This window comes from Dietzia timorensis, assembly GCF_001659785.1.
Lineage (GTDB): Bacteria > Actinomycetota > Actinomycetes > Mycobacteriales > Mycobacteriaceae > Dietzia > Dietzia timorensis.
Window position 1 is genome coordinate 2,665,184 of the sequence record NZ_CP015961.1, and the last position, 24,847, is coordinate 2,690,030.

General features: G+C 63.7%; 18 protein-coding genes. All 18 read right to left on the reverse strand.

Annotation, left to right across the window (positions count from 1 at the left end; genetic code table 11):
- Nucleotides 1-7: 7 nt before the first annotated feature.
- Nucleotides 8-763 carry a class I SAM-dependent methyltransferase gene (locus tag BJL86_RS12365; protein WP_067477661.1) on the reverse strand — a complete coding sequence of 252 codons (756 nt, stop codon included), beginning with the start codon at nt 761-763 and terminating at the stop codon, nt 8-10.
- Nucleotides 757-2,166 (reverse strand): glycosyltransferase family 4 protein, encoded by a 1,410-nt coding sequence (locus tag BJL86_RS12370; protein WP_082908702.1) that lies wholly within the window; start codon nt 2,164-2,166, stop codon nt 757-759. Before BJL86_RS12370 ends, BJL86_RS12365 begins: the two co-directional genes overlap by 7 nt.
- A gap of 221 nt (nt 2,167-2,387) precedes the next feature.
- On the reverse strand, nt 2,388-6,332 hold the full coding sequence (locus tag BJL86_RS12375; protein ID WP_067477664.1) for a DNA-directed RNA polymerase subunit beta': 3,945 nt from the start codon (nt 6,330-6,332) through the stop codon (nt 2,388-2,390).
- 184 nt (nt 6,333-6,516) lie between these two features.
- A complete protein-coding gene (rpoB, locus tag BJL86_RS12380; protein WP_067477785.1) occupies nt 6,517-10,032 on the reverse strand; it encodes a DNA-directed RNA polymerase subunit beta in 3,516 nt (1,171 codons plus the stop codon).
- 444 nt (nt 10,033-10,476) lie between these two features.
- Nucleotides 10,477-11,103 (reverse strand): hypothetical protein, encoded by a 627-nt coding sequence (locus BJL86_RS12385; RefSeq protein ID WP_067477667.1) that lies wholly within the window; start codon nt 11,101-11,103, stop codon nt 10,477-10,479.
- Nucleotides 11,104-11,106: 3 nt separating this feature from the next.
- Nucleotides 11,107-12,120 carry a hypothetical protein gene (locus BJL86_RS12390; RefSeq protein ID WP_067477670.1) on the reverse strand — a complete coding sequence of 338 codons (1,014 nt, stop codon included), beginning with the start codon at nt 12,118-12,120 and terminating at the stop codon, nt 11,107-11,109.
- A gap of 171 nt (nt 12,121-12,291) precedes the next feature.
- Nucleotides 12,292-13,545, reverse strand: coding sequence for an MCE family protein (locus BJL86_RS12395; protein WP_067477676.1), 1,254 nt, complete (start codon nt 13,543-13,545; stop codon nt 12,292-12,294).
- A complete protein-coding gene (locus tag BJL86_RS12400; protein WP_067477678.1) occupies nt 13,542-14,798 on the reverse strand; it encodes an MCE family protein in 1,257 nt (418 codons plus the stop codon). The genes BJL86_RS12395 and BJL86_RS12400 overlap by 4 nt, the downstream gene beginning before the upstream one ends.
- Nucleotides 14,795-16,024 carry an MCE family protein gene (locus BJL86_RS12405; protein WP_067477680.1) on the reverse strand — a complete coding sequence of 410 codons (1,230 nt, stop codon included), beginning with the start codon at nt 16,022-16,024 and terminating at the stop codon, nt 14,795-14,797. The genes BJL86_RS12400 and BJL86_RS12405 overlap by 4 nt, the downstream gene beginning before the upstream one ends.
- A 3-nt stretch (nt 16,025-16,027) precedes the next feature.
- Nucleotides 16,028-17,059, reverse strand: coding sequence for an MCE family protein (locus BJL86_RS12410; protein WP_067477683.1), 1,032 nt, complete (start codon nt 17,057-17,059; stop codon nt 16,028-16,030).
- Entirely contained in the window at nt 17,059-18,189 is a 1,131-nt protein-coding gene (locus tag BJL86_RS12415) for an MCE family protein (RefSeq protein WP_067477687.1), read from the reverse strand. The genes BJL86_RS12410 and BJL86_RS12415 overlap by 1 nt, the downstream gene beginning before the upstream one ends.
- Nucleotides 18,186-19,607 (reverse strand): MCE family protein, encoded by a 1,422-nt coding sequence (locus BJL86_RS12420; protein ID WP_067477690.1) that lies wholly within the window; start codon nt 19,605-19,607, stop codon nt 18,186-18,188. The genes BJL86_RS12415 and BJL86_RS12420 overlap by 4 nt, the downstream gene beginning before the upstream one ends.
- On the reverse strand, nt 19,604-20,461 hold the full coding sequence (locus BJL86_RS12425) for an MlaE family ABC transporter permease (protein WP_067477693.1): 858 nt from the start codon (nt 20,459-20,461) through the stop codon (nt 19,604-19,606). The genes BJL86_RS12420 and BJL86_RS12425 overlap by 4 nt, the downstream gene beginning before the upstream one ends.
- A 10-nt stretch (nt 20,462-20,471) precedes the next feature.
- Entirely contained in the window at nt 20,472-21,260 is a 789-nt protein-coding gene (locus tag BJL86_RS12430; protein ID WP_067477788.1) for an MlaE family ABC transporter permease, read from the reverse strand.
- A 126-nt stretch (nt 21,261-21,386) separates the two neighbouring features.
- Nucleotides 21,387-22,469, reverse strand: a complete 1,083-nt coding sequence (locus BJL86_RS12435; protein ID WP_067477696.1) for an ABC transporter ATP-binding protein — start codon at nt 22,467-22,469, stop codon at nt 21,387-21,389.
- 118 nt (nt 22,470-22,587) lie between these two features.
- Nucleotides 22,588-23,592 (reverse strand): cell envelope lipid trafficking protein PgfA, encoded by a 1,005-nt coding sequence (gene pgfA, locus BJL86_RS12440; protein WP_067477699.1) that lies wholly within the window; start codon nt 23,590-23,592, stop codon nt 22,588-22,590.
- Between the two features lie 168 nt (nt 23,593-23,760).
- On the reverse strand, nt 23,761-24,150 hold the full coding sequence (gene rplL, locus BJL86_RS12445) for a 50S ribosomal protein L7/L12 (protein WP_067477702.1): 390 nt from the start codon (nt 24,148-24,150) through the stop codon (nt 23,761-23,763).
- Nucleotides 24,151-24,252: 102 nt separating this feature from the next.
- A complete protein-coding gene (gene rplJ / locus BJL86_RS12450) occupies nt 24,253-24,771 on the reverse strand; it encodes a 50S ribosomal protein L10 (protein WP_067477705.1) in 519 nt (172 codons plus the stop codon).
- Nucleotides 24,772-24,847 lie beyond the last annotated feature (76 nt).

The following is a 24,847-nucleotide window of genomic DNA, read 5'->3' on the forward strand; positions in this document are numbered from 1 at the left end:
GTGTTCCTTATGCGGGCTTCGGCGCGCGGGCGTCGCGGCGAGCCTTCCAATCGACCGGCTTGGACAAATAGAAGACCTGCGATTTGCCCATCACGGGATTGAGCGCGGTCTCGGCGACGCGGGTCAACAGCGGCTTTTTCATCAGGTCCCACACGAGGAGCTTGTGGTACCACTTCGGCAGCGGGTTGTCCTCGTTGTTCACACCGACGGCGCATTTCAGCCACCAGTACGGCGCGTGCAGCGCGTGCGCGTGGCCCGTCCCGGTGACCTCGAGGCCCGCGGCGCGGAGCTTGTAACCGAGTTCGGCCTCGGTGTAGATGCGCACGTGCCCGCCGATGTTCTCGTGGTATTCGTCCGACAACCACCAGCACACGGTCTCTGGCCATTCGCGCGGCACCGTCACCGCGGCGACCCCACCGGGCTTGAGCACCCGGACGAACTCCTCGATCGCGCGGGTGTCCTCGAGCACGTGCTCGAGAACCTCGGAGATGAGCACCAAATCGAAGGTGTCGTCCTCGTACGGCAGGTTGAGCGCGTCGCCGACGACCGCTTCCGCCTGCGCCCCCTCGGGCAGACCACCCTCGAGGCGGATCGCCTCGATCATGTTCTGCACCTCGGCCATCTCGGCCTCATTCTGATCGAACGCGGTGACGTTCGCCCCGAGGCTGTACAGCTCGAACGTGTGCCGACCGAGCCCCGCACCGATGTCGATGGCGCGCATTCCCGGCGTGACGCCGAGCCTCTTGAAGTTCACCGTTAGCACGGCGCGTCCTCCTGCTGCTTGTTGGTGGTTGTTGCGTCTTTGTTCGTGACATCGGAGCTGGCCGGTTCCCCGGCCCGGTCCGCGCCCTCTACTTCGGTAGAAAGATTTTCCTCGACGTCGACGTCCGTCGGGCCCGTAACCGGGCCATCTTCGAGCTCCGGAACGGGAAGCCCCTTGACCCTCGCGATCGCGGCCTCGTAGACCTGCACGGTGCGCCTGGCGACGGCAGCCCAGCTGTATCGCTCCATCACGCGCGCCCGCGCTCCTGTCGACAGGCGTTCACGCTCGGCCGGGTCCTCCAGTAGGGCCACGATATTCTTCGCCAGCTCTCCGTCATCCCCCGGTGTGACAAGGACGCCGGCGGACCCATCCGTCCCGACGACTTCGGGAAGTGCGCCCGCCTCGGAAGCGATGAGCGCACATCCCGAGGACATCGCCTCGACCGCAGGCAGCGAGAATCCCTCGTACATGCTGGGCACGACGGCGATCTCGGCGGTGCCGACGAGGCGCGCGAGTTCGTCGTCGTCCACTCCGGAGACGACCTCGATCGAGTCGCCGAGCCCGAGAGAATCGATGAGCGCTGCAGCCGCCCCGCCGCGCTTCAGCTTCGACACCAGCGTGAGCCGCGCCTCGGGGTGGGACTTTCGCACGGTCGCGAGTGCGCGCAAGAGCACCGGTACGCCCTTGAGCGGCTCGTCGGCGCTTGCGACGGTGACGATGCGCCCAGGCTCGCGCTCGCGCCCGGGGTGGAAGCGGTCGGTGTCGACGCCAAGCGGAACGGTCGCGATGGACTCCGGCGAGATCTCGAAATCGGTGACGATATCGCGCGCCGAGGACTCGGAGACCGTGAGAATCTCCGGAATCTTCCGCGCGACCTTCTTCTGCATCCCGAGGAAACCGAACCAGCGAGTCGTCGTGATCTTCTTGCGGATGCCCTTCGCCTCGGCAAGCGCGAGCCTACGGTCGCGGGTAATCGGGTGGTGCAACGTAGCGACCACCGGGAAGCCCTGCTCCTGGAGATCGAGCAGCCCCGTGCCGAGGCACTGATTGTCGTGGATGACGTCGTAGTCCCCTAGCCTGCCCCGGAGAAGCTTGGCCATCCGCAGCGAGAAGGTGCGCGGTTCGGGGAAGCCGGCGGTGTACATCGTCCCGAGCTCGAGCAGGTCGATGCCGTCGCGGATCTCGCTCGGCCTCGGCGTGCGGAACGGGTTGACGTCGTTGTAGAGGTCCAGGCTCGGGACCTCGACGAGCCGCGGCCCGGGATCGAGTTCGGGGTACGGCTGCCCTGAGAAAACATCGACCTCGTGTCCCTGCTTGACCAGTTCCCTGGACAGGTGCCGGACGTAGACTCCCTGGCCACCACAGTGGGGTTTGCTCCGGTACGAAAGCAGGGCAATACGCACTGTGAGGGTCCTCCTAATTCTCGGGCAAATCCCCTTAATTCTAGAACACGTTCGCCCTCGCGCGCGTACGCGGTGCACTTCACACGGCCTGGACCGTGCCGAATGGCCACCCCCGCCACTTTACGCCGCCTCCGAAATGCAGAAGGCGCCCTCCCCCGCGTTTGCGGGAAAGGGCGCCTTTTGGCTGATCGAGCCGCGTTTACGGCAGCGCCGAGGTGGGGCTAGTAGACGAGATCGTCCAGCGGCACCGAGGCTCCGGTGCCGTCGCTGAAGCGGTCCTCGTCACCGTAGAAGCCCTGGCCATAGTTCGGCAGCGAGTACGCCGAGGCGCGTGCCTCCTCGGTGGGCTCAACCTGAACGTTCCGGTAGTTGGAGATACCGGTACCGGCCGGGATGAGCTTACCGATGATGACGTTCTCCTTGAGGCCCACGAGGTGGTCACTACGGCGGTTGATCGCCGCATCGGTGAGCACGCGGGTGGTCTCCTGGAAGGACGCTGCGGACAACCACGAATCGGTGGCCAGGGAGGCCTTCGTGATGCCCATGAGCACCGGACGGGCCGAGGCGGTCTGGCCGCCGGAAGCGAGAACGTTGCGGTTCTCGCCGGCGAACTCGGCCTTCTCTACGAGCGAGCCCGGGAGGAACTCGGTCGCACCGGAGTCGATGATCGACACGCGACGCATCATCTGGCGCACGATGACCTCGATGTGCTTGTCGTGGATCGACACGCCCTGCGAGCGGTACACCTTCTGGACCTCGCCGACGAGGTGCTTCTGCACGCCGTTCGGTCCGGTCACCTGGAGCACCTCGTGCGGGTCGGCCGGGCCCTCGAGGAGGGAGACGCCGCGGTTGATGTGGTCGCCATCCGCGATCGGCCCCTGCGAACCGTCGGCCTTGTCGACGATGGCGAGACCCTGTCGCTTGGACAGCTTCTCGTAGACGATGTCGTCCATCGTCTGGTCGTCCGGCTCGATGGTGATCGTGTAGAACCGCTCGCCCTCTTCGAGGCGGACGGTGCCCGACTCGGAAGCGATCGGCGCCTTGCCCTTGGGCACGCGCGCCTCGAACAGCTCCTGCACACGCGGCAGACCGCCGGTGATGTCGTCGCCGACGCCACCCTGGTGGAAGGTACGCATCGTCAGCTGCGTACCGGGCTCACCAATGGACTGCGCGGCGACGATGCCCACGGCCTCGCCGATGTCGACGAGCTGGCCCGTGGCCATCGAACGGCCGTAGCACTCCGCGCACACGCCGGTGCCGGTCGTACAGGTCAGCACGGAGCGGACCTTGACCTTCGTGACGCCGGCGGCGATGAGCGCCTCGATCGTCGGATCGCCGAGGTCGGTGCCGCGGGCGACGATGACATTGCCGTCAGCGTCCTTGGCATCCTCGGCCAGGGTCCTGGCGAACGTGGAGGTCTCCACGTGCGCGTCCTGGATGAGGTTTCCTGCCGCGTCCGGCTCCGCGATCGTCGTCTCGATGCCGTTCGTGGTGCCACAGTCCGTCTCGCGGACGATGACGTCCTGCGAAACGTCGACGAGGCGGCGGGTGAGGTAGCCCGAGTCGGCCGTACGAAGCGCCGTATCGGCCAGACCCTTACGCGCGCCGTGCGTGTTCATGAAGTACTCGAGAACCGTGAGACCCTCGCGGAACGACGACTTGATCGGCTGCGGAATGAAGTCACCATTCGGCCTCGTCACCAGACCCTTCATGCCCGCCAGCGAGCGAATCTGGGTCATGTTACCGGCCGCACCCGAGCGCACGATGGTCGGAATCGGGTTGTCATCCGGGTAGTGATCCTCCATGGCCTGACCCACCTTCTCGGTGGCCTCCTGCCACAGCTTGACCAGGTCGTTCTTGCGCTCGTCGTCGGTGAGGAAACCACGAGTGTGCATGGTTTCGATCTTCGTCGAGCGCTCTTCGAAGTCGTCGAGGATCGACTCCTTCTCCGGCGGGACGAGCACGTCGGACATGGCCACGGTGACACCCGAGCGGGTCGCCCAGTAGAAGCCGGCGTCCTTGAGCTTGTCGACCGTCTGCGAGACCACGATCATCGGGTACCGCTCTGCCAGGTCGTTGATGATCACGGCCTGACGCTTCTTCGGCATCTGCTCGTTGACGAACGGGTAGTCCGCCGGGAGCAGCTCGTTGAACATGATGCGACCGAGGGTCGTATTCGTTTCCCATTCCTGACCGGAGGTCCAGCCATCGGGGAACTGCTCGGCCTCGATCTCGGGCAGCGGGCGCTGCGTCGTCATCCGCACGAGAATCTCGGAGTGGATGTCGAGCTCGCCGCGGTCAACAGCCATGATGGCCTCGGCCGGGGTCGAGTACACGCCCTTCGCGGTCGCGTCCTTCACCGGCGCCTCGTACGACCCCTTGGCACCTTCATCGAGGCGCGTCAGGTAGTACAGGCCGGTGACCATGTCCAGACGGGGCATGGCGAGCGGACGTCCCGACGCCGGCGACAGAATGTTGTTCGATGCGAGCATGAGGATGCGCGCCTCTGCCTGCGCCTCCGCGGACAGCGGCAGGTGCACGGCCATCTGGTCACCGTCGAAGTCGGCGTTGAAGGCCTCACACACGAGCGGGTGCAACTGGATGGCCTTACCCTCGACCAGCTGCGGCTCGAACGCCTGGATGCCGAGGCGGTGCAGGGTAGGTGCACGGTTGAGCATCACCGGGTGTTCGGCGATGACCTCTTCGAGCACGTCCCACACCTGGTCGCGCTGACGCTCGACCATGCGCTTGGCGGACTTGATGTTCTGCGCGTGCGACAGGTCCACGAGACGCTTCATCACGAACGGCTTGAACAGCTCGAGCGCCATGAGCTTCGGCAGGCCACACTGGTGCAGCTTGAGCTGCGGGCCAACGACGATCACGGAACGACCCGAGTAGTCGACGCGCTTACCGAGCAGGTTCTGACGGAAACGGCCCTGCTTGCCCTTGAGCAGATCGGACAGCGACTTGAGCGGACGGTTGCCCGGTCCGGTGACCGGACGGCCGCGACGGCCGTTGTCGAACAGCGCGTCCACGGATTCCTGGAGCATGCGCTTTTCGTTGCTGACGATGATCTCCGGCGCACCCAGGTCGATGAGACGCTTGAGGCGGTTGTTCCGGTTGATCACGCGACGATACAGGTCGTTGAGGTCGGAGGTCGCGAAGCGGCCACCGTCGAGCTGAACCATCGGGCGCAGTTCCGGTGGGATCACCGGCACGCAGTCGAGCACCATTCCGGCCGGGTGGTTCCCGGAGCCCTGGAACGCGGCGACGACCTTGAGTCGCTTGAGGGCGCGGATCTTCTTCTGGCCCTTGCCGTTGCGGATGACGTCGCGGAGGATCTCGGCCTCGGCTTCGAGGTCGAAGTCCTCGAGCAGCTGCTGGATGGCCTCGGCACCCATCGCGCCGGTGAAGTACTCACCGAAGCGATCGTCCAGCTCGCGGTACAGGTTTTCGTCCTGGATGAGCTGGTTCTTGTCGAGCTTGACGAAGGTGTCCCAGATCTCGTCGAGGGCGTCCAGCTCGCGCCGGGCACCATCGCGAATCTTCTTCATCTCCTTCTCGCCGGCGTCCTTGACCTTGCGCTTGGCATCGGCCTTGGCGCCCTCGGCCTCGAGCTCGGCCAGGTCGGCCTCCGCCTTCTTGGCCCGGGCATCGATGTCGGAGTCACGCTCGTCCTCGATCATCTTCTTCTCTTCGACGATCTGCGCCTCGAGAGTGGACATCTCGTTGTGGCGCAGTTCCTCGTCGACGGAGGTGACGACGTAGGCCGCGAAGTAGATGATCTTGTCGAGGTCCTTCGGAGCGATGTCGAGCAGGTAGCCCAGCCGCGACGGAACGCCCTTGTAGTACCAGATGTGGGTCACGGGAGCGGCAAGCTCGATGTGTCCCATGCGCTCACGGCGCACCTTCGATCGGGTCACCTCGACGCCGCAGCGCTCACAGATGATGCCCTTGAAGCGGACACGCTTGTACTTACCGCAGTAGCACTCCCAGTCCCGGGTAGGGCCGAAGATCTTCTCGCAGAACAGGCCCTCCTTCTCCGGCTTGAGGGTGCGGTAGTTGATGGTCTCCGGCTTCTTCACTTCGCCGTACGACCAGTTTCGGATGTCTTCAGCAGTGGCAAGGCTGATGACGAGCTCATCGAAGAAGTTGACGTCGAACACGTAACTTCCTTTCCCCGGTGTGGGTGGTATGGCGGGCCCTGTTCGGAAAGTGCCCTTTCGGGCCCGCCGGGGTGGTTACTTCTTGCGGTTCACTGACCAGTGTGTTCTGGCCCCAAACCCTAAGGCAGTTACCGGGATTCCTGACGGCGCAGATGCTGCGCCCTCAGGTCACCGGTTCGATTCGCTACTGGATAGCCTCATCCGCCGAGGCACCCTCATCGCGCGAGAGGTTGATGCCCAGGTTCGCGGTGGCGCGATCCAGATCGTCGTCGTCTGCGCCTTCACCGAGCGATACGGCGGTACCGTCCTGCGACAGCACCTCCACGTTGAGGCACAGCGACTGGAGCTCCTTGAGCAGAACCTTGAACGATTCCGGGATACCCGGCTCGGGGATGTTCTGCCCCTTGACGATCGCCTCGTACACCTTCACACGTCCGACCACGTCGTCGGACTTGATGGTGAGCAGCTCCTGCAGGGTGTATGCGGCGCCGTACGCCTGCATCGCCCAGCACTCCATCTCGCCGAAACGCTGGCCACCGAACTGGGCCTTACCGCCCAGCGGCTGCTGCGTAATCATCGAGTACGGGCCGGTCGAACGCGCGTGGATCTTGTCGTCGACCAGGTGGTGCAGCTTGAGGATGTACATGTAGCCGACAGCCACCGGGTACGGGTACGGCTCGCCGGAGCGGCCGTCGAACAAGGTGGCCTTGCCGTCCGCAGCGACCATGCGCTCTCCGTCGCGGTTCGGCAGCGTCGAACCGAGCAGACCGGCGAGCTCGTGGTCCTTGGCACCGTCGAACACCGGCGTCGCGGTATTCGTGTCGGCGGGAACCTCCATGAGCTCCTCGGGCAGCTTGCTGGCCCACTCCGGCAGGGACCCGTCCGCTTCGCGCGGCACTTCCCAACCGGTCTTGGCGAGCCAACCGAGGTGTGTCTCGAGGATCTGTCCGATGTTCATACGTCGCGGAACACCGTGGGTGTTCAGGATGATGTCGACCGGCGAACCATCCGGCATGAACGGCATGTCCTCGGCGGGGAGAATCTTGCCGATGACGCCCTTGTTGCCGTGACGGCCGGCGAGCTTATCGCCGTCCTGGATCTTGCGCTTCTGCGCAACGTACACGCGGACCAGCTCGTTGACGCCGGGGCTCAGGCCCTCGTCGTCGTCCTCGCCGCGCGTGAACACCCGGACGCCGATGACCTTGCCGGACTCGCCGTGCGGGACCTTGAGCGAGGTGTCGCGAACTTCCTTGGCCTTCTCGCCGAAAATCGCGCGCAGCAGGCGCTCCTCCGGGGTCAGCTCGGTCTCGCCCTTGGGCGTGACCTTGCCGACGAGGATGTCGCCGTCGCGAACCTCGGCACCGATGCGGATGATGCCGCGCTCGTCGAGGTCGGCGAGCACGTCGTCCGAAACGTTCGGGATGTCACGGGTGATCTCCTCGACACCGAGCTTGGTGTCGCGCGCGTCGATCTCGTGCTCCTCGATGTGAATCGAGGTGAGAACGTCCTCTTCCACGAGGCGCTGCGACAGGATGATCGCGTCCTCGTAGTTGTGGCCCTCCCACGGCATGACCGCGACGAGAAGGTTCTTACCGAGCGCCATCTCGCCGTTGTCGGTCGCGGGACCATCGGCAAGAACCTGTCCTGCCTCGACGCGGGCGCCCTCGTCGACGATCGGCTTCTGATTCGAGCACGTTCCCTGGTTCGAGCGGGCGAACTTGTTGAGGCGGTAGGTCTGCCGACCGCCCTCATCGTCCATCACAGTGATGTAGTCGGCGGAAACCTCTTCGACGACACCGGCGAAATCGCTGACGATCACGTCACCGGCATCGACGGCTGCGCGCAGCTCCATGCCGGTACCGACGAGCGGCGACTCGCTGCGCACGAGCGGCACAGCCTGACGCTGCATGTTCGCACCCATGAGTGCACGGTTGGCGTCGTCGTGCTCGAGGAACGGAATCATCGCGGTGGCAACCGATGCGAGCTGGCGCGGCGACACATCCATGTAGCCGATGTCCGAGACCGGCACCTGCTCGACGTCACCGAACTTCTTGCGCACGAGAACCGTCTCGCCGAGGATATTGCCCTCGTTGTCGACAGGGGTGTTGGCCTGCGCGACGATGTGACGGTCTTCCTCGTCGGCGGTGAGGTAATCGACGTCATCGGTGATCTTGCCGTCGACGACTCGCCGGTACGGCGTCTCGATGAAGCCGAACGGGTTTACCCGGGCGTACACCGACAGCGAACCGATCAGACCAATGTTCGGGCCCTCCGGGGTCTCGATCGGGCACATGCGTCCGTAGTGGGACGCGTGCACGTCGCGAACCTCCAGGCCGGCACGTTCACGCGAGAGGCCGCCGGGGCCGAGCGCCGACAGGCGACGCTTGTGCGTCAGACCCGACAGCGGGTTGTTCTGGTCCATGAACTGCGACAGCTGCGAGGTTCCGAAGAACTCCTTGAGCGCCGCGGTGATCGGACGGATGTTGATGAGCGACTGCGGGGTGATCGCCTCGGAGTCCTGCGTGGTCATGCGCTCGCGAACGACGCGCTCCATGCGGGACAGGCCGACGCGGACCTGGTTCTGGATGAGCTCACCCACGGTGCGCAGGCGGCGGTTGCCGAAGTGGTCGATATCGTCGACCTCGACCGGAACCTCGCGCCCCTCGGGCAGCTCCATCGTCGGATCACCGGCGTGCAGGCGAACGAGGTACTCGATCGTCGCAGCGATGTCCTCGCGGGTCAGCGTCGTCGTGGCGTCGAGCTCCGGATCGGGCAGGCCGAGCTTGCGGTTGACCTTGTAGCGGCCGACGCGCGCGAGATCGTAGCGCTTGTCCTTGAAGAACAGGTTGTCGAGCAGCGCGACGGCAGCGTCCTTCGTCGGCGGCTCGCCCGGGCGCAGCTTCCGATAGATCTCGAGCAGCGCGCCATCGGTGTCTTCGACGGCGTCCTTTTCGAGGGTCGACATCATGATCTCGGAGAAGCCGAAGCGCTCCTTGATCTCGGACTCGGTCCAGCCGAGAGCCTTGAGGAACACGGTGACCGACTGGCGACGCTTACGGTCTATACGGACACCGACGGTGTCGCGCTTATCGACGTCGAATTCGAGCCATGCGCCGCGCGACGGGATGACCTTGACCGAATGGACATCCTTTTCCGTGGACTTGTCGCGACTCCGGTCGAAGTACACGCCCGGAGAGCGGACGAGCTGCGACACGACGACACGCTCGGTGCCGTTGATGATGAACGTGCCCTTAGGCGTCATCATCGGGAAATCGCCCATGAACACCGTCTGGGACTTGATCTCGCCGGTCTCGGTGTTCTCGAACTCGGCGGTCACGAAGAGCGGGGCCTCGTAGGTGAGGTCCTTTTCCTTGCAGGTGTCGATGGACGCCTTGACCTCTTCGAAGTACGGCTCCGAGAACGACAGAGAAAGCGAACCCGAGAAATCTTCAATCGGAGAAATTTCGGTGAGAATGGAGTCGAGGCCACTCTCGAGATTGGTCACGCCACGCGCGGCGGCGTTCTCGGCCCAACGGTCCGAGCCGATGAACCATTCGAACGACTCGGTCTGCAGATCAAGCAGGCCGGGCACCGCGAGCGGCTCATTGATTTTCGCGAAAGATACGCGCCTGGGTGCACCAGGAACAGTGGAGACTGACTTGGTCTGGCGGGAGACTGCCAAGATGGGTCCTTCCAGCACCTCACGTGGCCACAAGTACGCAGCCACAAACTAGTTGTATTCGGCGAGCAGAAACCGGCTTACACTCACCGCTCATACCCCCGCTATATGAGGCAACCAACCCGTGTTTGTGCAGTTCCAGGAGGCGACGACCAAAATAGGTGCGAAATCCTCGGAATGCGGACGGTTGGTGGAAACGACAAAATGAAGCCAGCGCAACGTCCTACTATAGCTACTCGCGACAAATGTGTCCAGAGCGAGTTTTCGCCGCCCCCGATGTGGGAATCGGGGCGGGCGCGAGTCGAGCAACAAGCGGCTGGCGATGCGCCTGGCTCTCACGCCCGAACATCGGGCGTGTCGCGAACACTTTAAGAGTGAACCGTGTGCGGCGATTCGTCAAGGCCCAAATGGGCGAGTCGCCCCGCACGATGTGTGCGGGGCGACTCGGTTCTTCAGCCGGAAGGCCTAACTCGGCAGGTCGGGGATCGACGACAGCTTCCAGTCACCGTCGACCTTCTCCAACCGAATCAGGTACGTGCCGTCGGTCGATCCGGCCGCTTGACCGTCCTGCGTAACGGAGACATTCTGCGCGATGAGCACCTCTGCGCGATTGTCCTCCAGGTACGTGACGCCGACGTCGCTGATCGTCACGTCGACCTTGGTTTTAGCCTGTTCGTACGTGTCGGAGAGCTGATCCCAGCTCTTCATCAATTCGTCTTCGAGCCCCTGGGTCATAATGTCCGGAAGCCCGGCGACGTAATCATCCAGCGTTTCGTAGTCGATCGCCACCAACTTCTTGGCGTTCTCCGCCGCGGCCGTCGCCACAGCATCCGTCTCCGCGCGATCCGCATAGGCCTGATTCTCGAAGCCCAGACCGGGACGGAAGAACAAGACGACGGCTACGACGATTCCGATGAGCCCGACCGCGAGAGCGGTCATGGGCCAAGCCGCGCTCATGCGCGTCTTCTTCATCTTCTTGCCCGCCTTCGCCGCCGCGTCAGAAGTGGTGTCCTCGGCGCCGGCAGATTTTTCCGCAGCCTGGTCGGCGTCCACGTCGGCGACGGCGTCGTTCTTTTTCGCATCTTTCGCCATGGCTTAGTTCCCTCCTGCCGTCGTCGCGGCTGCGCCACTCGTGGGCGAGGCGTCGTCGTCACCGTCTTCACCGTCGTCACCGGACGCGGAGCCACTACCGGAGTCCGCATCGGATTCAGAGGCCGCGTCCGCGCCCTCACCTGCATCGCTGTCCTCGCCGCCCCCGGCACCGCCGGTCACGTTGTCGAGTTGCTGCACCCCTTCGGAGGACTCGCCGACGGGCACCTGGGCACCGATCGCGACGAGCTCGGCGACCTTCCACTGATCGCCTTCGCGAATGAGCTCCACGCGGGCCGCCTGACGCCCCGACACCGGGGGAAGCTCCTCTCGTTCGGACTGCGCCGTGTACACGAGGAGCACTGTCGCCGTGCCGGTGTCTTCGTCGATATCGCTCAACGCCGAATTGGAGATCTGCGCCGACGTCGTCGCGCCCTGATCCACCACGGTTTGCTTGATCTGCTCGGCGTATTCATCCTGCTGAGCGAGAAACTCACCTGTCGACCCCTCGCGCAACCGCTCCTGGTCCTCATCGATCGTGTCGGCGGAAAACGACAACGAGTTGACCACGACCTGCGACGCGACGTCGATAACCTCGTCGCGCAGAGCGGCCGCATTCTTGTCGCTGCGATCCTGGAAGTAACCGATGGCCTGCCACACAGCTCCCGCCACACCAATCACAAGTATGACGACGGAGAGCACCGCCACCCATGCCGGAACGCCACCGCGTTTCTTCGCGCCTTCGCCGCCGGCCGACGACGCGTCCCCGCCGTCCTCGCGGTTCTCGCGGTTCTCGCCGACGTCGTGGCCGGAGTCCTTGGATTTCTTGGACGCCTCGGATTTCTTGGCCTCCTTCGAGGAGGATGTGCTCGCCGCCTCGCTTTCGCGCTTCGAGGGCGGATTCCCAGTGTCCTTGGCGGAACCGGTTGCGGTGTCCTTAGAATCCTTTGGGTCCTTGGAATCCTTCGAGTCCTTGGGGTCCGCCGAATTCTCCGGCGGGGTCTTGTCGTCCTTGCTCACTTCTCTCCTTGAACCACGGCATGCGAAAAGGGCGCACGCTTCTGCGGTCTCGGTAGTGACGGCCGTACGCCGTCAGTAGAAAATGCCGTAACCACCCTAGGTGACGTACCTTACAGGCGGCTGGTAGCCGAAAGCCGGGCGCGGCGTTGTGTCGCTGCGCCCGGCTGTGGTCTAACCGCTCCCCTTCGGCACGGCCCCGGTGAACTCGGCGAGTTGTTGACCAACTGCCGACAGATCGAGACGGTCCGGCGCCACCTTCGGTTTGTTGTCCCAAGGCTGGACGACCTCCGGATCGGCCAGCTCGGCGCTCTCTTGACCACGAACCGAGGTCATCGAACCCTCGGGCACCTTACAGCCAGCGTCCCAGTTCACAGGGAAATCCTGCTCTTGGTAGTCGAAGCTCGGGTCCGCAGCCTTCATCTCGTCGAGCATTTCATGGGTGCGTTCGTAGCCGATGGTGCACGGCGGCGGATTGTTGTTCTCCAGCACGAGCCCGAAGTGGATCGTGCCATCGCCCGGCGCCACTGACTGCGAACCGGAGGACAGTACGGGCAACAGCTGCAGGAGCGTGCGAACACCCGCCGACCTCGGATCCACGGCCTTCATCGTCGTAGACAGCCGTTCGGTGGCAACAGTGAGCGGAGGGCCGGACTGTCGCACGAGCTGGCTTGCCTCGGTGCTGAACTCGCCGGAGGTATCGATGAGGCGGCGCAGATCGCTGTCCGAGTCTCGGAGCGCCTCGGTCACCGTGCGGAGGTCGCCGGAGAACGAGACAATCTCCGCCTGTTGCACCGCCTGCGTGTCGAGCACCACGGCACCATCCTGGATAAGCCGTTTGAGCTGTGGAAGCGTCTCGATTCCGGTTTCGGACAACTCGACGAGCGAGTCGGCGAGGTTTCGCAATTCCGGACCGCGATCGCGGACGGCATCGCCGAGTTCTTCCACAGTGATACGGAGCGGGTCCAGCGGAATCGAACGAGCGAGATCGTCGACGTTTTCGATGAGCTCCTCGACACGAACCGGAAGATCCTCGCGCGTGCCGCTCAGGGTGCTGCCGGCTTCGAGATACGGCTCGGAATCGCTGACGGGCCGTAGGTCAACGTACTGCTCACCGATCGCGGAGCGATTGGCCACCACTGCGCGAGCATTCGCGGGGATCTGCGGCGCATCCTTGTCGATCTCGAGCTCGACATTCACACCGTCGTTGGTCAGGCTCAGATCGCCGACACGCCCCACCTCGACGCCGCGGTAGGACACCGCAGCATTGGTGAAGATACCGCCGGAATCCGGCAGCTCGAGGTTGACGCTGTACTGCCCGAAGCCAAATAGCGTCGGAATGCGCACGTAGTTGATGCCGACATAGGCAACGCCGACTGCGGCGATGACACAGAACGCGATCAGCTGGTAACGGATTGATTTTTTCATCCCTGCGCCTCGTCTGCCTCTTCGAGGAGATGCTCCATCGTGGGCGAGAAGTCACTCAAGCCCGGAGTCTCCGGCCCTTCGACCGCGCGCGACATCATTCTCTGCGGCTCTGGGAATAGCGGGAGCGGAAGTACGATGGTCGTCCTCCGGTCCGGACCGTTCTCCCCCGCCCACGGGTTACGCGGGTCTTCCGAGTACGGCCCCGACGTCGTCGTCGGTGCAATCGACTGCGGGTCGCCCTTGCCGACACCGAGGTTGGAAAGCACGTTCGCAACCTGGGTGTCGACGTTGAGGAACACGTTCGACGACGAACCGATCGTCGTATCCGCAGATGAGTCAGGGAACGGATACGTCGGCACGATGGCGGCGACATCGACGAGTTCCGGAGTCACCTTGGACAGCTCCTGAAGCACCGGGCGCAAGGCGCGCAGATCTGCGATGAGATCCTCGCGAGAGCGCACCAGCAGATCCGTACCGGACTGTCCGAGAGCATCGATGCGCCGGAGCATCTCGACGAATTGCGGACGCTGCTCGTCAAGCACCCGCACACCTTCCGGGAGCTCGTCCAGGATCGCCTCGATCTGCGGCGTCTGTTCCCGGGTATTTGCCGAGAGCTCATTGACCCCATCGATCGCATTGACGATCGAGTCCCGCTGACGATTGAGGGAGTTGATGAGGTCGGCGGTGGTGTTGAGAGTGTCTTTCAGCTGATTCTCGCGACCGTTCGTCATGGAATTCAGTTCCGTAACGATCGACTGGATCTGGCTGAGGCCACCACCGTTGAGCACCAGGCTCAACGCACCGAGAACCTGCTCGATATTAGTCGCCGTCCTCGTCCGTTCCAGCGGGATGACGTCTCCATCGCCGAGCTTGCCGTGCGGAGTCCCACCTTCCGGCGCCGAGAGTTCAACGAATTTCTCACCCAGGAGGTTGGTCTGCTGAACGGAGGCGACGGCGTTGGCCGGGAGGGCGACGTCGTTGCGCAATTCGATCTCGATCTGAGCGGTCCACCCGTCCTCAGCGAGCGAAATATTATCGATACGCCCTGCGGGGAGCCCGTTGACCTTTACCGTGCCCTGCCGGACAAGGTCGAGAACGTCCTCGAACTGGATGGACACATTGATCGGGTCGCTACCGGTATTCGCCCCACCGGGCAACGGCACGTCTTCGAGGCTCGTGCCACAGCCGGCGGTCAACGCGACGACCGCGCCGAGGGCGATAGCGGACGATGTGACCTTGATCCGGCGATTCATCGCGGGCTCCCTTCGGACGTCGGCGCACGATTGAATCCCTCGGTACCCGGAACGTATCCCGGCACCTGGAGCGTTTGCGCCAGCTCGGCGGTCATGATGCCGGTGGGAAGCTCCACGTTCTCCTTCAGAAAGGCGTTGCGCTCCTCCACCTGGGCCTCACATTCCTTGATGCCGGCCTCATCGGTGAGGTCTTCCAATACGGGATTTCCCGGCTGCAGCCGATTGATCTGCATCAGCTTGCACAAGACACCGGCGGGGCTCTGCGAATCGTGAAGTACGAGTCGCATATCTAACGTGCCCGATTCCGGGTTGTATGCCTCGATCAGGTTGGTCAATGCCAGCGGTGCCTGCACCAGGATTTCCTTGAGGTCCTCCGTGTGGTCTGCTGTGATACCGCCGACCGTGGCGAGTTTCTCGGCATTGCGTTGGATGACATCCTGGTTGTCCCGGACCAGGCGCGCTACGTCGGCGAGGGCCCAGGAGAGTTCACCGAGCGCGGACTGCAGGTTTTCCCGTTGATTGGCGACGGTCTGGTTGAACTGCGCCATCTGGTCATTGAACGTTCGCACCTGCTGATCATTTTCGGCCAGCATCGACACGAACGTTTGCAGATTGGTCACGGTGCCGGCAAGGTCCTCGCGGGAGTCGGCCAACGTCGTGGACGCCTGCGAGAGCTGATCGATGGAATCGCCGAGTGCACGGCCGTTCTCGCCGAGAGTTCGTGCAGAGGTGTCGAGGAACCTGTTGACAGTGCCGTCCTTGTTCACGCCATCAGGGCCCAGCGCGGTCGACAGATCCTGCAAGGATTTATAGAGCTCATCGACTTCCACGGGCGTCGTCGTGCGCTCGCGCTCGAGGACCGCACCGTCTTCCATCTTGGGCCCGTTGGAGTATGCCGGAAGCATTTGGATGTATCGGTCCGGGATGACCGATGGCGTCACCTGAGCAGCCTTGGCATCGGAGGGAAGGTCGACACCGCGGTTGACGAACGCCTTCACCTCGACCTGGTCGCCGCGCGGAGTCACTTCCTCGACGCTGCCGACCTTGACTCCCAGCACCCGGATATCGGTGCCCTCGGAGACACCCACCGAGGTATCGAAGTACGCCGTGAAGTGGGTACGTCCGACCCGCGACCAGCTTCCCCATACCAATGCCGCGACAACGATCACGACGATGAGCACGAGAGCAACGAGCCAGATCGGGAACTTCTTCTGTGCGAGTTTCATGGTTTACTGGCCCCCCTGCTGCAGCGTTTCGCGATTGCCGGGGATGAGCGGTAGTCCCGGCGGGAGCAGGTTCGTCACAGTTGTCTCGAACCAGCGGCCGTTGCCGAGGATGTCCGCGTAAATACCGTAGAACGGAGCGAGGTTCGTCAGCGACTGACGCAGGTCGTCCTCGTGCTCGGTGAGCACACCGAGCGCCTGGTCCAACTGGTCCAGGGTCGGACCGAACTGAGCCTCATTGTCCGCAACCAACTGCCGCAGCTCCCGGGCGAGCGAAGTTCCCGACGCGAGAACGAGCTTGATCGACTCGGAACGCGAGTTGAGCTCTGTGAGCAGATCGCCGACACCGGCGATAAGCTTGCGGAATTCCTCATTGCGTTCGGCGACGATCGTCGCCGACTGGCGTGTGGCCGCGAGAAGATCGCGTAGTTCCCGATCCCTGCTGGAGATCGTGCGGGATAAGCGGGATACTCCGTCGACTGCGGAACGAAATTCGCCCGGCGCCACGTCCATCGATTCAGTGAGTACATCGAGCGATTCGCCGAGACGTTCCTCGTCGATCCCCTCGACCACCTCGGCGGCCTGGCTGAACGCGGTCACGACGTCGTAAGGCGAGGTCGTGCGATCCAACGCGATCGGAGTATCGGTGTCCAGCTCCTCCCTGCCTGCGGGCTCCAGCGCAAGGAACTTCTGCCCCAGCACGGATTTGATCTGGATCGAGGCACGCGTCTCGTCGCCCAGCCACGCACCCTTGGAACGGAAGTCGATCTTGACCTTGTCACCTTCTAGGTCGACGTCGGTGACCTGCCCGACCTTGACTCCCGCGATGCGCACCTCGTCGCCGGACTGCATCCCGGCAGCCTCGGAGAAGTATGCGTGGTACTTCGGCCCGGCACCGACATACGGCAGCGAACTGAAATTGGCGCTGAGCAGCGTCAAAGCGAGAATCGTGACGATGCCGATCAGGCCCAGCAACGGATTGGGGATCCGGTACTCTCCTGCCTTTTTACCTTTACGCTTTTTCGTCTCGGCAGCCATCAGTTCCCACCTCCGTTCGATTGTGCATTGGCCGCAGCCACCCCTTCTGCGCTACAGCGCGGCGCGGAGTTCGTGTAGATCGGTTGGCGTATGGTGTCGAGGTGCCCGACCAGAGGAAGGAGTGGATCGGACATATTCGGCGCGGAACCGGAGCCCACTGTGACGTCGATGCCACAAAGGTAGAACTGGAACCACGAACCGAACGAGCCGGTTCGCACGAGCTTCTCCGTCTTCAGCGGCATGGTCTCGATCACCGACTCCAGACTGTCGCTGTTGGCATTAAGGTCCGTCGCAACGGTGTTCAACGCCGTGATCGAATCGGTGACCGCAGGCCTGGTGTTCTCCAGCACGTTGTCGGTGACCGACGTCAGATCCGCGAGAGAGTCGAGCGAGGAACCGATCGCCTCGGAATCGGCAGACAACCCCTCGATCAGCGATGAGGTGTTGACGACCAGCTGGTCGAACTGATCTTCGCGATTATTGATCGTGTCGAGCACTGCCGTGAGATTGTCGATGACCTCTCCGATGACCTGGTCGCGATCGGCGAGCGTATTCGTCAGCGAACCGATATCGCGAACCAGCTGCTGGACCGTTCCGCTTTCGCCCTGAAGCACCTTGATCAGCGAGTCGGCGAGCTTGTTCACGTCCTCCGGATTGAGGGTGGTGAACAGCGGACGGAAACCATCGAACAAAGCCGTGAGGTTGACGGCGGGGGTCGTTTGCTCCAGCGGAATGGTGTCACCCGGCTCCATGTCTGCTCCGACTGCACCTTCTCCCCTGGACAGCGAGATATAGCGCTGGCCGATGAGGTTGCGGAACCGCATGTCGGCTTGGGTATTTTCCGGCAGGCTATCGCGTCCGCTGAGGACGAACGACACCCGAGCCTTGTCGTTGTCGTAGAGCTCGACGTTGGTGACACGGCCGACGGCGACGCCGGCGATGCGCACTTCGTCGCCGGCCTCGCTCTGCGTCGCGTCGGAGAAGATGGCGTGGTACTCTTCGCCATCGGTGGACCCGCTTCCTCGCATGGTGTTGGCGAGGATGACGATGGCCATCGAGGTGACGATGATGAAGATGATCAGCTTGATCATCGGAGCGGCGAGGCTCCGGTTGGAGGGATTCTTGCTCATCGGATGGTCACCTCCGCCCCGCGGAGGGCCGGAGCGCCGAGGCCTGCGACCCAGCCGGGTGTCGATTCGGGCGCTTCGCCCTTCGCTGCGCCGTAAATCGTCTGCACTGTGGCCACCTCGATCGGCGAATTCTCGTATCCCATCGGTCGATCGTCGACGCCCGGGGGCAGCGGGCGATTCGGTTGTTCCGGAACGTAGCGTCCCGGCGCGTCGGGAACGCTGCCGCGCTGGCGCGGCTGCGTGATCGGCGCATCGGAACTTCGTGGGTCCGGTGCGTCGGGAATGACTGCAGGGCCCGGGTTACGCGTCGGGGGCTGGTAGGCGCCATCGGCAAGCGCGCCGCCGGGTGCTGCCGGGAAATTCTCCCCGGGTCCCGGGGTTCCGTAGCAGCGCGCACCGCGGGTATCGAAGGCGCGCGGCTCATCCTGGTTCGGAAGGTATCGGCCACGCGGGTTGACGACCTCCACGGTGACGCGAATGCCCGGGTGCTCATCGCCGACACCAAGGATGTCGTCGGAATTCACACGGCTCTTTTGGAAGTTGAGCACCGAACATTCAAGCACCGGGGAGTACTGCGCAAGGTAATCGAGCGTCTGTCGCGAGTCCGCGAGCACGTCGATGACGCTCTGCTTGTTCACGTCGATGAACCCGGCAAGGTCGTTCGATGCCGTCGTCACCGACTGGATGGAGCCGCGCAGCGCGTCCTGCTTTTCCACGACGGTATGCGATGTGGTGCGCAGGGCGTCGAGCGCGCCAATGAGATCGGGCACGGCCTCGGTGTAGGTCTGCGAGAAGGTCGCGAGATCCTGGAGACCGGATTCGAGCGCGGGGAGATCTTCGTTGATACCGCCGAATACCTTACCCAGCTGCTCGAAGGAGACACCGAGCCGATCGCCGTTGCCCTGCAGCGCCTGGCTCAGCGCGCCGAGGGTTGCGGCGAGCTCGTGGGGCGGAACGGCCTCGAGCACCGGGAGCAGCCCGTCGAGAACTCGGTCGAGCTCCACGGCGTTGCCGCGTTCGTCCTGGGCGATGGAGTCGACGTCCGCGAGTTTTCCAGAACCTCCGCCGTCAGGAATATAGATGTCCACGAAGCGCTCGCCGAACAGGGTCTTCGGGATGAGCCGCGCCGTGACATCGGCGGGGAGCTTCTCGGTGTAATCGGGGTCGATGGCGAGCTGCACTCGGACGCGATCGCCGTCGGGTTCGACCTCGGTGACGCGGCCGATATTGACTCCGCGCACCTTGACGTCGGCATGTTTGGGCAGCGCGTATCCGACGTCGTCGGTGTAGAGGTCTATTTCGCTGACGCTGGTGAACGCCTTGTTGTACATGGCGATGGAGCCGCCGATGAACGCCGCCACGATGATGACGAACAGGACGGCAAGGAGGCGACGAGCGGTCGCTGACATGCGGGTCATCCGGCAATCCTCACACTCGTGGACGTGCCCCAGATGGCCAGGCCGATGAAGAAGTTGAGAATCGTGACGACAACGATCGCGGTACGCACCGCGCGGCCCACGGCAACGCCGACGCCGGCGGGTCCGCCGGACGCGGTGTAGCCGTAGAAGCAGTGGATCATCACGAGCGCGAAGGCGAAGATCAACACCTTGACGAACGAATACAAAACGTCCTGTGGCGGCAGGAACAAGTGGAAGTAGTGGTCGAACGCACCGGTCGACTGACCCTGCACGGTCGTGTTCACCAATCTCGTCGCAAGGTACGAGGCGGTGAGGCCGATGGTGTATAGCGGGATGACGGCGATGAAACCGGCCACGATGCGGGTGGAGACGAGATACGGCACCGACGGGATCCCCATGACCTCGAGGGCGTCGATCTCCTCGGAGATGCGCATGGCGCCGAGTTGCGCGGTGAAACCGCAACCGACCGTCGCCGACAGTGCGAGCGAGGTGACGATGGGCGCGATTTCGCGGGTGTTGACGTACGCGGACAGGAAGCCGGTGAGCACCGAGGCGCCGATCTGGTCCAGGGCGGCATTGCCCTGCAGGCCGACGACGACGCCGGTGAAGCCGGTCATCATGAAGATGACGCCGACGGTGCCGCCGAGCACCGCGAGCACGCCCACGCCGAAGGTGACCTCGGCGATGATTCGAAGCACCTCGTGGCGGAAGTGGAGAACCGCCTGCGGGATCGCGGAAATCGAGCGGATGTGGAAGGCGAGCTGATCGCCGAGGCTGTCGATGCCGTCGAGCGGCTTCTGCCACAGGCGGCGAAGCCGAGCCCGCCGCGGGCCGATGGACGTTGAGATAGTCATGTCGCTCCCCCTATGAACCCTTCGGTGGAACGATCTGCAGGTAGACCGCCGTCAAGATGAGATTGGCGAAGAACAGCAGAAGGAACGTGAGGACCACGCCGAGGTTGACGGCATCGCCCACGCCCTTAGGTCCGCCCTTCGGGTTCATGCCCGTGTACGAGGCGACGACTCCGGCGATAAGACCGAAAACCGCCGCCTTGATCGTGGCCATCACGAGGTCCGGAAGCTGGGCAAGCGCCGAGAACGACATGAGGTAGGCGCCCGGCGTGCCTCCCTGCAACATGATGTTGAATACATAGCCGCCGGCGATGCCGACGATGCACACGAGCCCGTTGAGGAGGATGGCGATGAGGATCATCGCGATCACGCGGGGAACCACGAGACGTTGAACCGGGTCGATACCGAGAACCCGCATCGCGTCGAGTTCCTCGCGAATGGTGCGGGCACCGAGGTCGGCGGCCACTGCGGAACCGGCGGCGCCGGCGATGAGAAGCGAAGTCACCAGCGGGGCACCCTGCTGGACGATGGCGAGCACGCCGGTGGCACCGGTAAACGCTTCAGCGCCGAGCTGTTTGATCAGCGAACCGGTCTGCATGGCCACGACCGCGCCGAACGGAATCGCAACGAGTGCCGAGGGCAAGATCGTCACCGACGCGATGAACCACGCCTGCTCGATGAACTCGCGAAACTGGAACGGCCGCTTGAAGATGCCCCGGATGACCTCTAGAAAAAGACGGAAGATCTTACCGGCCTCGGAGAAGCCACCGCTGAACCAACCGGCGACGCCAGCAGCAGACACGCCCGTGGACTCGGAGTCCTTGGGCGTGCGCTTCTTCTTGGGCTTTGAGGGGGCGGGGCCTTCCTGCTGGCTCCCGCCTGGAGGCCCGGCGATGTGAGGGGTGCTCATATGGTTCCTGGTGAGTTCTTATTGCGCGGACGAACCGTAGTGGTCGTCCACCGAATCCGACGACGATGCGGCGGCTCCCGCTCCGACACCTGCGGTCGCGTTACCATTGCCGTGCCCGCGGGACGCCCATTCCTCGCGAATGGCGTCCTGGGCGTTCTGCGGCAGCGTGTCGAGCATGTCCCGAACTCGCTCCTCACGGCGGATCTCGCCCTGTCGAGTCGGTGAACCGGGCGTGGGCTGCATCTGCGGCGGCACGCCCCTCATTTCGTCTTCACCCACGGAACCGTCGCTATGTCCGGCTTCCGCCTGGGCGAGCTCTTCGCGCATCTGCGCGTCGTCCTTCTCCTCCGACATACCGATCGGTCCGATCTTCGAGCCGCGGAGGAACTGTCGCACGGAAGGCTCTTCGGATGTGAGGAGCACCTCTCGCGGACCAAACATTACCAAGCGCTTGCGGTAGAGCATCCCGAGGTTGTCCGGAACCGTGCGAGCGAGGTTGATGTTGTGCGTCACGATCAGGATCGTCGCATCGATCTGGGCGTTGATGTCGATGAGTGACTGCGCGAGGTAGGTGGTGCGCACCGGGTCGAGGCCGGAGTCCGGCTCGTCGACGAGGATGATCTCTGGGTCTAGCACGAGTGCGCGGGCGAGCCCAGCGCGCTTACGCATACCGCCGGAGATCTCGCCGGGGAGCTTGCCCTCGGCGCCGGTGAGACCGGTGAGCTCAAGCTTTTCCATCACGATCTTGCGCACTTCGGATTCGGACTTACGCGTGTGCTCGCGCAGCGGGAAGGCGACATTGTCGTAGAGGTTCATCGAACCGAACAGTGCGCCGTCCTGGAAGAGCACGCCGAAGAGCTTGCGCACCTCGTAGAGCTCCTTGGAGGTGCACTGGAGGATGTCGGTGTCGCCGATATGGATCGACCCCGCCTCTGGGCGCAGGAGCCCGATGAGGGACTTCAGGAACACCGATTTACCGGTGCCCGACGGCCCCAGCAGTGCGCTTACCTCGCCTTTGGGCAGCGTAAAGGTGACATCTTCCCAGATCTTTTGCGAACCGAAGGACTTGGTCAAACCCTCGACGGCAACTTCTACGCCCACTCGTCCTCCCGTTTTCCCAGCTCTACAGCCATATTTGCTGAAAAGCCTCTGAGTCCAGCCTTAAAGCTGCGACCCTTGTGGCCCCAATCACTATAAATGAGCAAGTTGTTATTACACACTAGATTCGCCGTTTCCTCAGGAATTGCACCCCCACGCCGATCAAAAGTGCTGCGCCACCGGCGATCCCAGCCACCCACGGGATGATGGTTTCGGCGAGCCGTGTATTATCGGCCACTTCCTGCGCGGCGGCGACTGCCTGCCGGCTACTTTCAGGAGACGTTTCCAGTGAGTAGTCCTTCGCGGTCACGGCCTCCTCGCCCGGATTCTCCCCGAGGTACTCGTGCACGGACTCCTCGGCCTTGAGCACGCGGCCGGAATCGGGCTCGACGAACACCGTCCGGGTGGCCGAATAGAAGGTGTGCAGGCGTACCGGTTCGTCGGAGTCCCGAAGTTGCTCCGGGGCACTCTCGGGCAGTGCACCGGGGTCTACGGACACCACTGCCGAGGGATCCTCTTCCGACTTGTCTATGTCGCTGAGTTCCTGCGTATAGATATATGCGGTTGTTCCGTCGACGTCGCCGTCTCCGGTGAATTCCATGGGCGCGGACCGGCGCGCCTCGACGTCAAAGAACGGGTAGTCGCGGCGCTCGGCGTTGCGCGGCCACGCGAACGTGAGACCATCGGCCCTGATCGGGGTCGACGGCTCCCCCGCTGTCGCCTGTAGCGAGGAGTTCGCGGCGTCGTCGGTGGCAAGCGCGCTGTTACGGTCCACCGAGACGCGCTGCACCGTCGCGCCCGCGAGTGCCTCAGCGCCCTCTCGGTCGTCTCTGGACAGTGTCGTGCCTATCTGTGCGGTCATGACGTCGGAGTCGCCGGGCTCGACCGAGAGCACCTGCTGCACGCGCGTGAGCGGAACGTCCTCGTCGATCCGGAGCCGCTCGGAGTCCAACGACGCGGGGTCGAGGAGCGTGCCGGTGCCCTGGGCGACGGTCTTGGCCTCATAATCGAGTGGCAGCAAGGACGCGGACTTAGGAGCGAGCAGCCCCCAGGTCACGGCGAACGCCACGAGGGCTGCGCCGAGCGCAAGCAGCAGCACGCCCATGGGTTTGGCCGTCTTCGACATATTTTTCCCCTGAAAATCCTCGGGTGGTTCGCTAGCTGCAAACTACACCCTCGGCGTTCCCGGAAATGGCAGAACCCCACCGACCGCGATAAACGCGAGCGGTGGGGTTCTGCAAAGGTGTGGCCGCAATCTGGTGCGGCCGATTCGCCCTGGGGCGAGGAAGCGGTCTTACTTGACCGAAACCTTGGCGCCGGCCTCTTCGAGCTTGGTCTTGGCGGCCTCGGCGGCCTCCTTGTCGACCTTCTCGAGGATCGGCTTCGGAGCGGACTCGACGAGATCCTTGGCTTCCTTGAGGCCCAGGCCGGAGACGAGCTCGCGGACGACCTTAATAACGCCGATCTTCTTGTCGCCGCCCGACTCGAGCACGACGTCGAACTCGTCCTGCTCCTCGGCAGCGGCGTCGCCGCCGGCAGCCGGTCCGGCAGCGCCGGCAACGGCGACCGGGGCGGCAGCGGTGACGTCGAAGGTGTCCTCGAAGAGCTTCACGAACTCGGAGAGCTCGAGGAGGGTCATCTCCTTGAAGGCTTCAAGCAGTTCATCGTTGGAGAGCTTCGCCATGGCGGAAGTCCTTTCTGTAGTTCCGGGCCGGGCCCGGGCTGTGGGCACATGTGGCCCGGATTATTTTCTTGATTCGTAAAGTGCTGTGAGCGTGGCGCCCGCTTACGCGGCCGGCTTCTCTTCCTGCAGCGCCGCGAAGAGGCGGGCAAGCTGGGATGCCGGGGCGTTGAACAGCCCGGCAGCCTTCGACTGGCCGCCCTTGAGCGCGCCGGCCATCTTGGAAAGCAGCACCTCGCGGGATTCGAGCTCGGCGATCTTCTCGATCTCGGCGACAGAGACGGGCGTGCCGTCCATGATGCCGCCCTTGATGACGAGCTCTTTGTTGTCCTTGGCGAAGTTCTTGAGCGCCTTGGCGGCGTCGACGACCTCACCGGTGACGAACGCAATGGCGGTGGGACCGGAGAGCAGCTCGTCGAGTCCCTCGACGTTCGCCTCGTTAGCCGCACGCTTGACGAGCGTGTTCTTCGCGACGGTGTACGACGCGGATTCGCCCAGAGCCTTGCGGAGTTCGGTGATCTGCGGAACAGACAGTCCGCGGTACTCGGTGATGAGCGCCGAGTCGGAGTTCTCGAACTGCTCCTTGAGCTCCGCAACTGCGGAGACCTTTTCGGGTTTTGCCATTTTCGCCTCCTTCCTACTTTCTCGTCCGCGCCCGGAAACGACGAACGCCCCGGCGCAAAAGGCACGGGGCGCAAAG

Bases quoted from the DNA above. Each gene is read 5' to 3' on its own strand.
- BJL86_RS12420 (WP_067477690.1), bottom strand. From the start codon at position 19,607: ATGACCCGCATGTCAGCGACCGCTCGTCGCCTCCTTGCCGTCCTGTTC.
- BJL86_RS12415 (WP_067477687.1), bottom strand. From the start codon at position 18,189: ATGAGCAAGAATCCCTCCAACCGGAGCCTCGCCGCTCCGATGATCAAG.
- BJL86_RS12425 (WP_067477693.1), bottom strand. From the start codon at position 20,461: ATGACTATCTCAACGTCCATCGGCCCGCGGCGGGCTCGGCTTCGCCGC.
- BJL86_RS12405 (WP_067477680.1), bottom strand. From the start codon at position 16,024: ATGAAACTCGCACAGAAGAAGTTCCCGATCTGGCTCGTTGCTCTCGTG.
- BJL86_RS12395 (WP_067477676.1), bottom strand. From the start codon at position 13,545: ATGAAAAAATCAATCCGTTACCAGCTGATCGCGTTCTGTGTCATCGCC.
- BJL86_RS12385 (WP_067477667.1), bottom strand. From the start codon at position 11,103: ATGGCGAAAGATGCGAAAAAGAACGACGCCGTCGCCGACGTGGACGCC.
- rplJ (WP_067477705.1), bottom strand. From the start codon at position 24,771: ATGGCAAAACCCGAAAAGGTCTCCGCAGTTGCGGAGCTCAAGGAGCAG.
- BJL86_RS12400 (WP_067477678.1), bottom strand. From the start codon at position 14,798: ATGAATCGCCGGATCAAGGTCACATCGTCCGCTATCGCCCTCGGCGCG.
- BJL86_RS12410 (WP_067477683.1), bottom strand. From the start codon at position 17,059: ATGGCTGCCGAGACGAAAAAGCGTAAAGGTAAAAAGGCAGGAGAGTAC.
- rplL (WP_067477702.1), bottom strand. From the start codon at position 24,150: ATGGCGAAGCTCTCCAACGATGAACTGCTTGAAGCCTTCAAGGAGATG.
- pgfA (WP_067477699.1), bottom strand. From the start codon at position 23,592: ATGTCGAAGACGGCCAAACCCATGGGCGTGCTGCTGCTTGCGCTCGGC.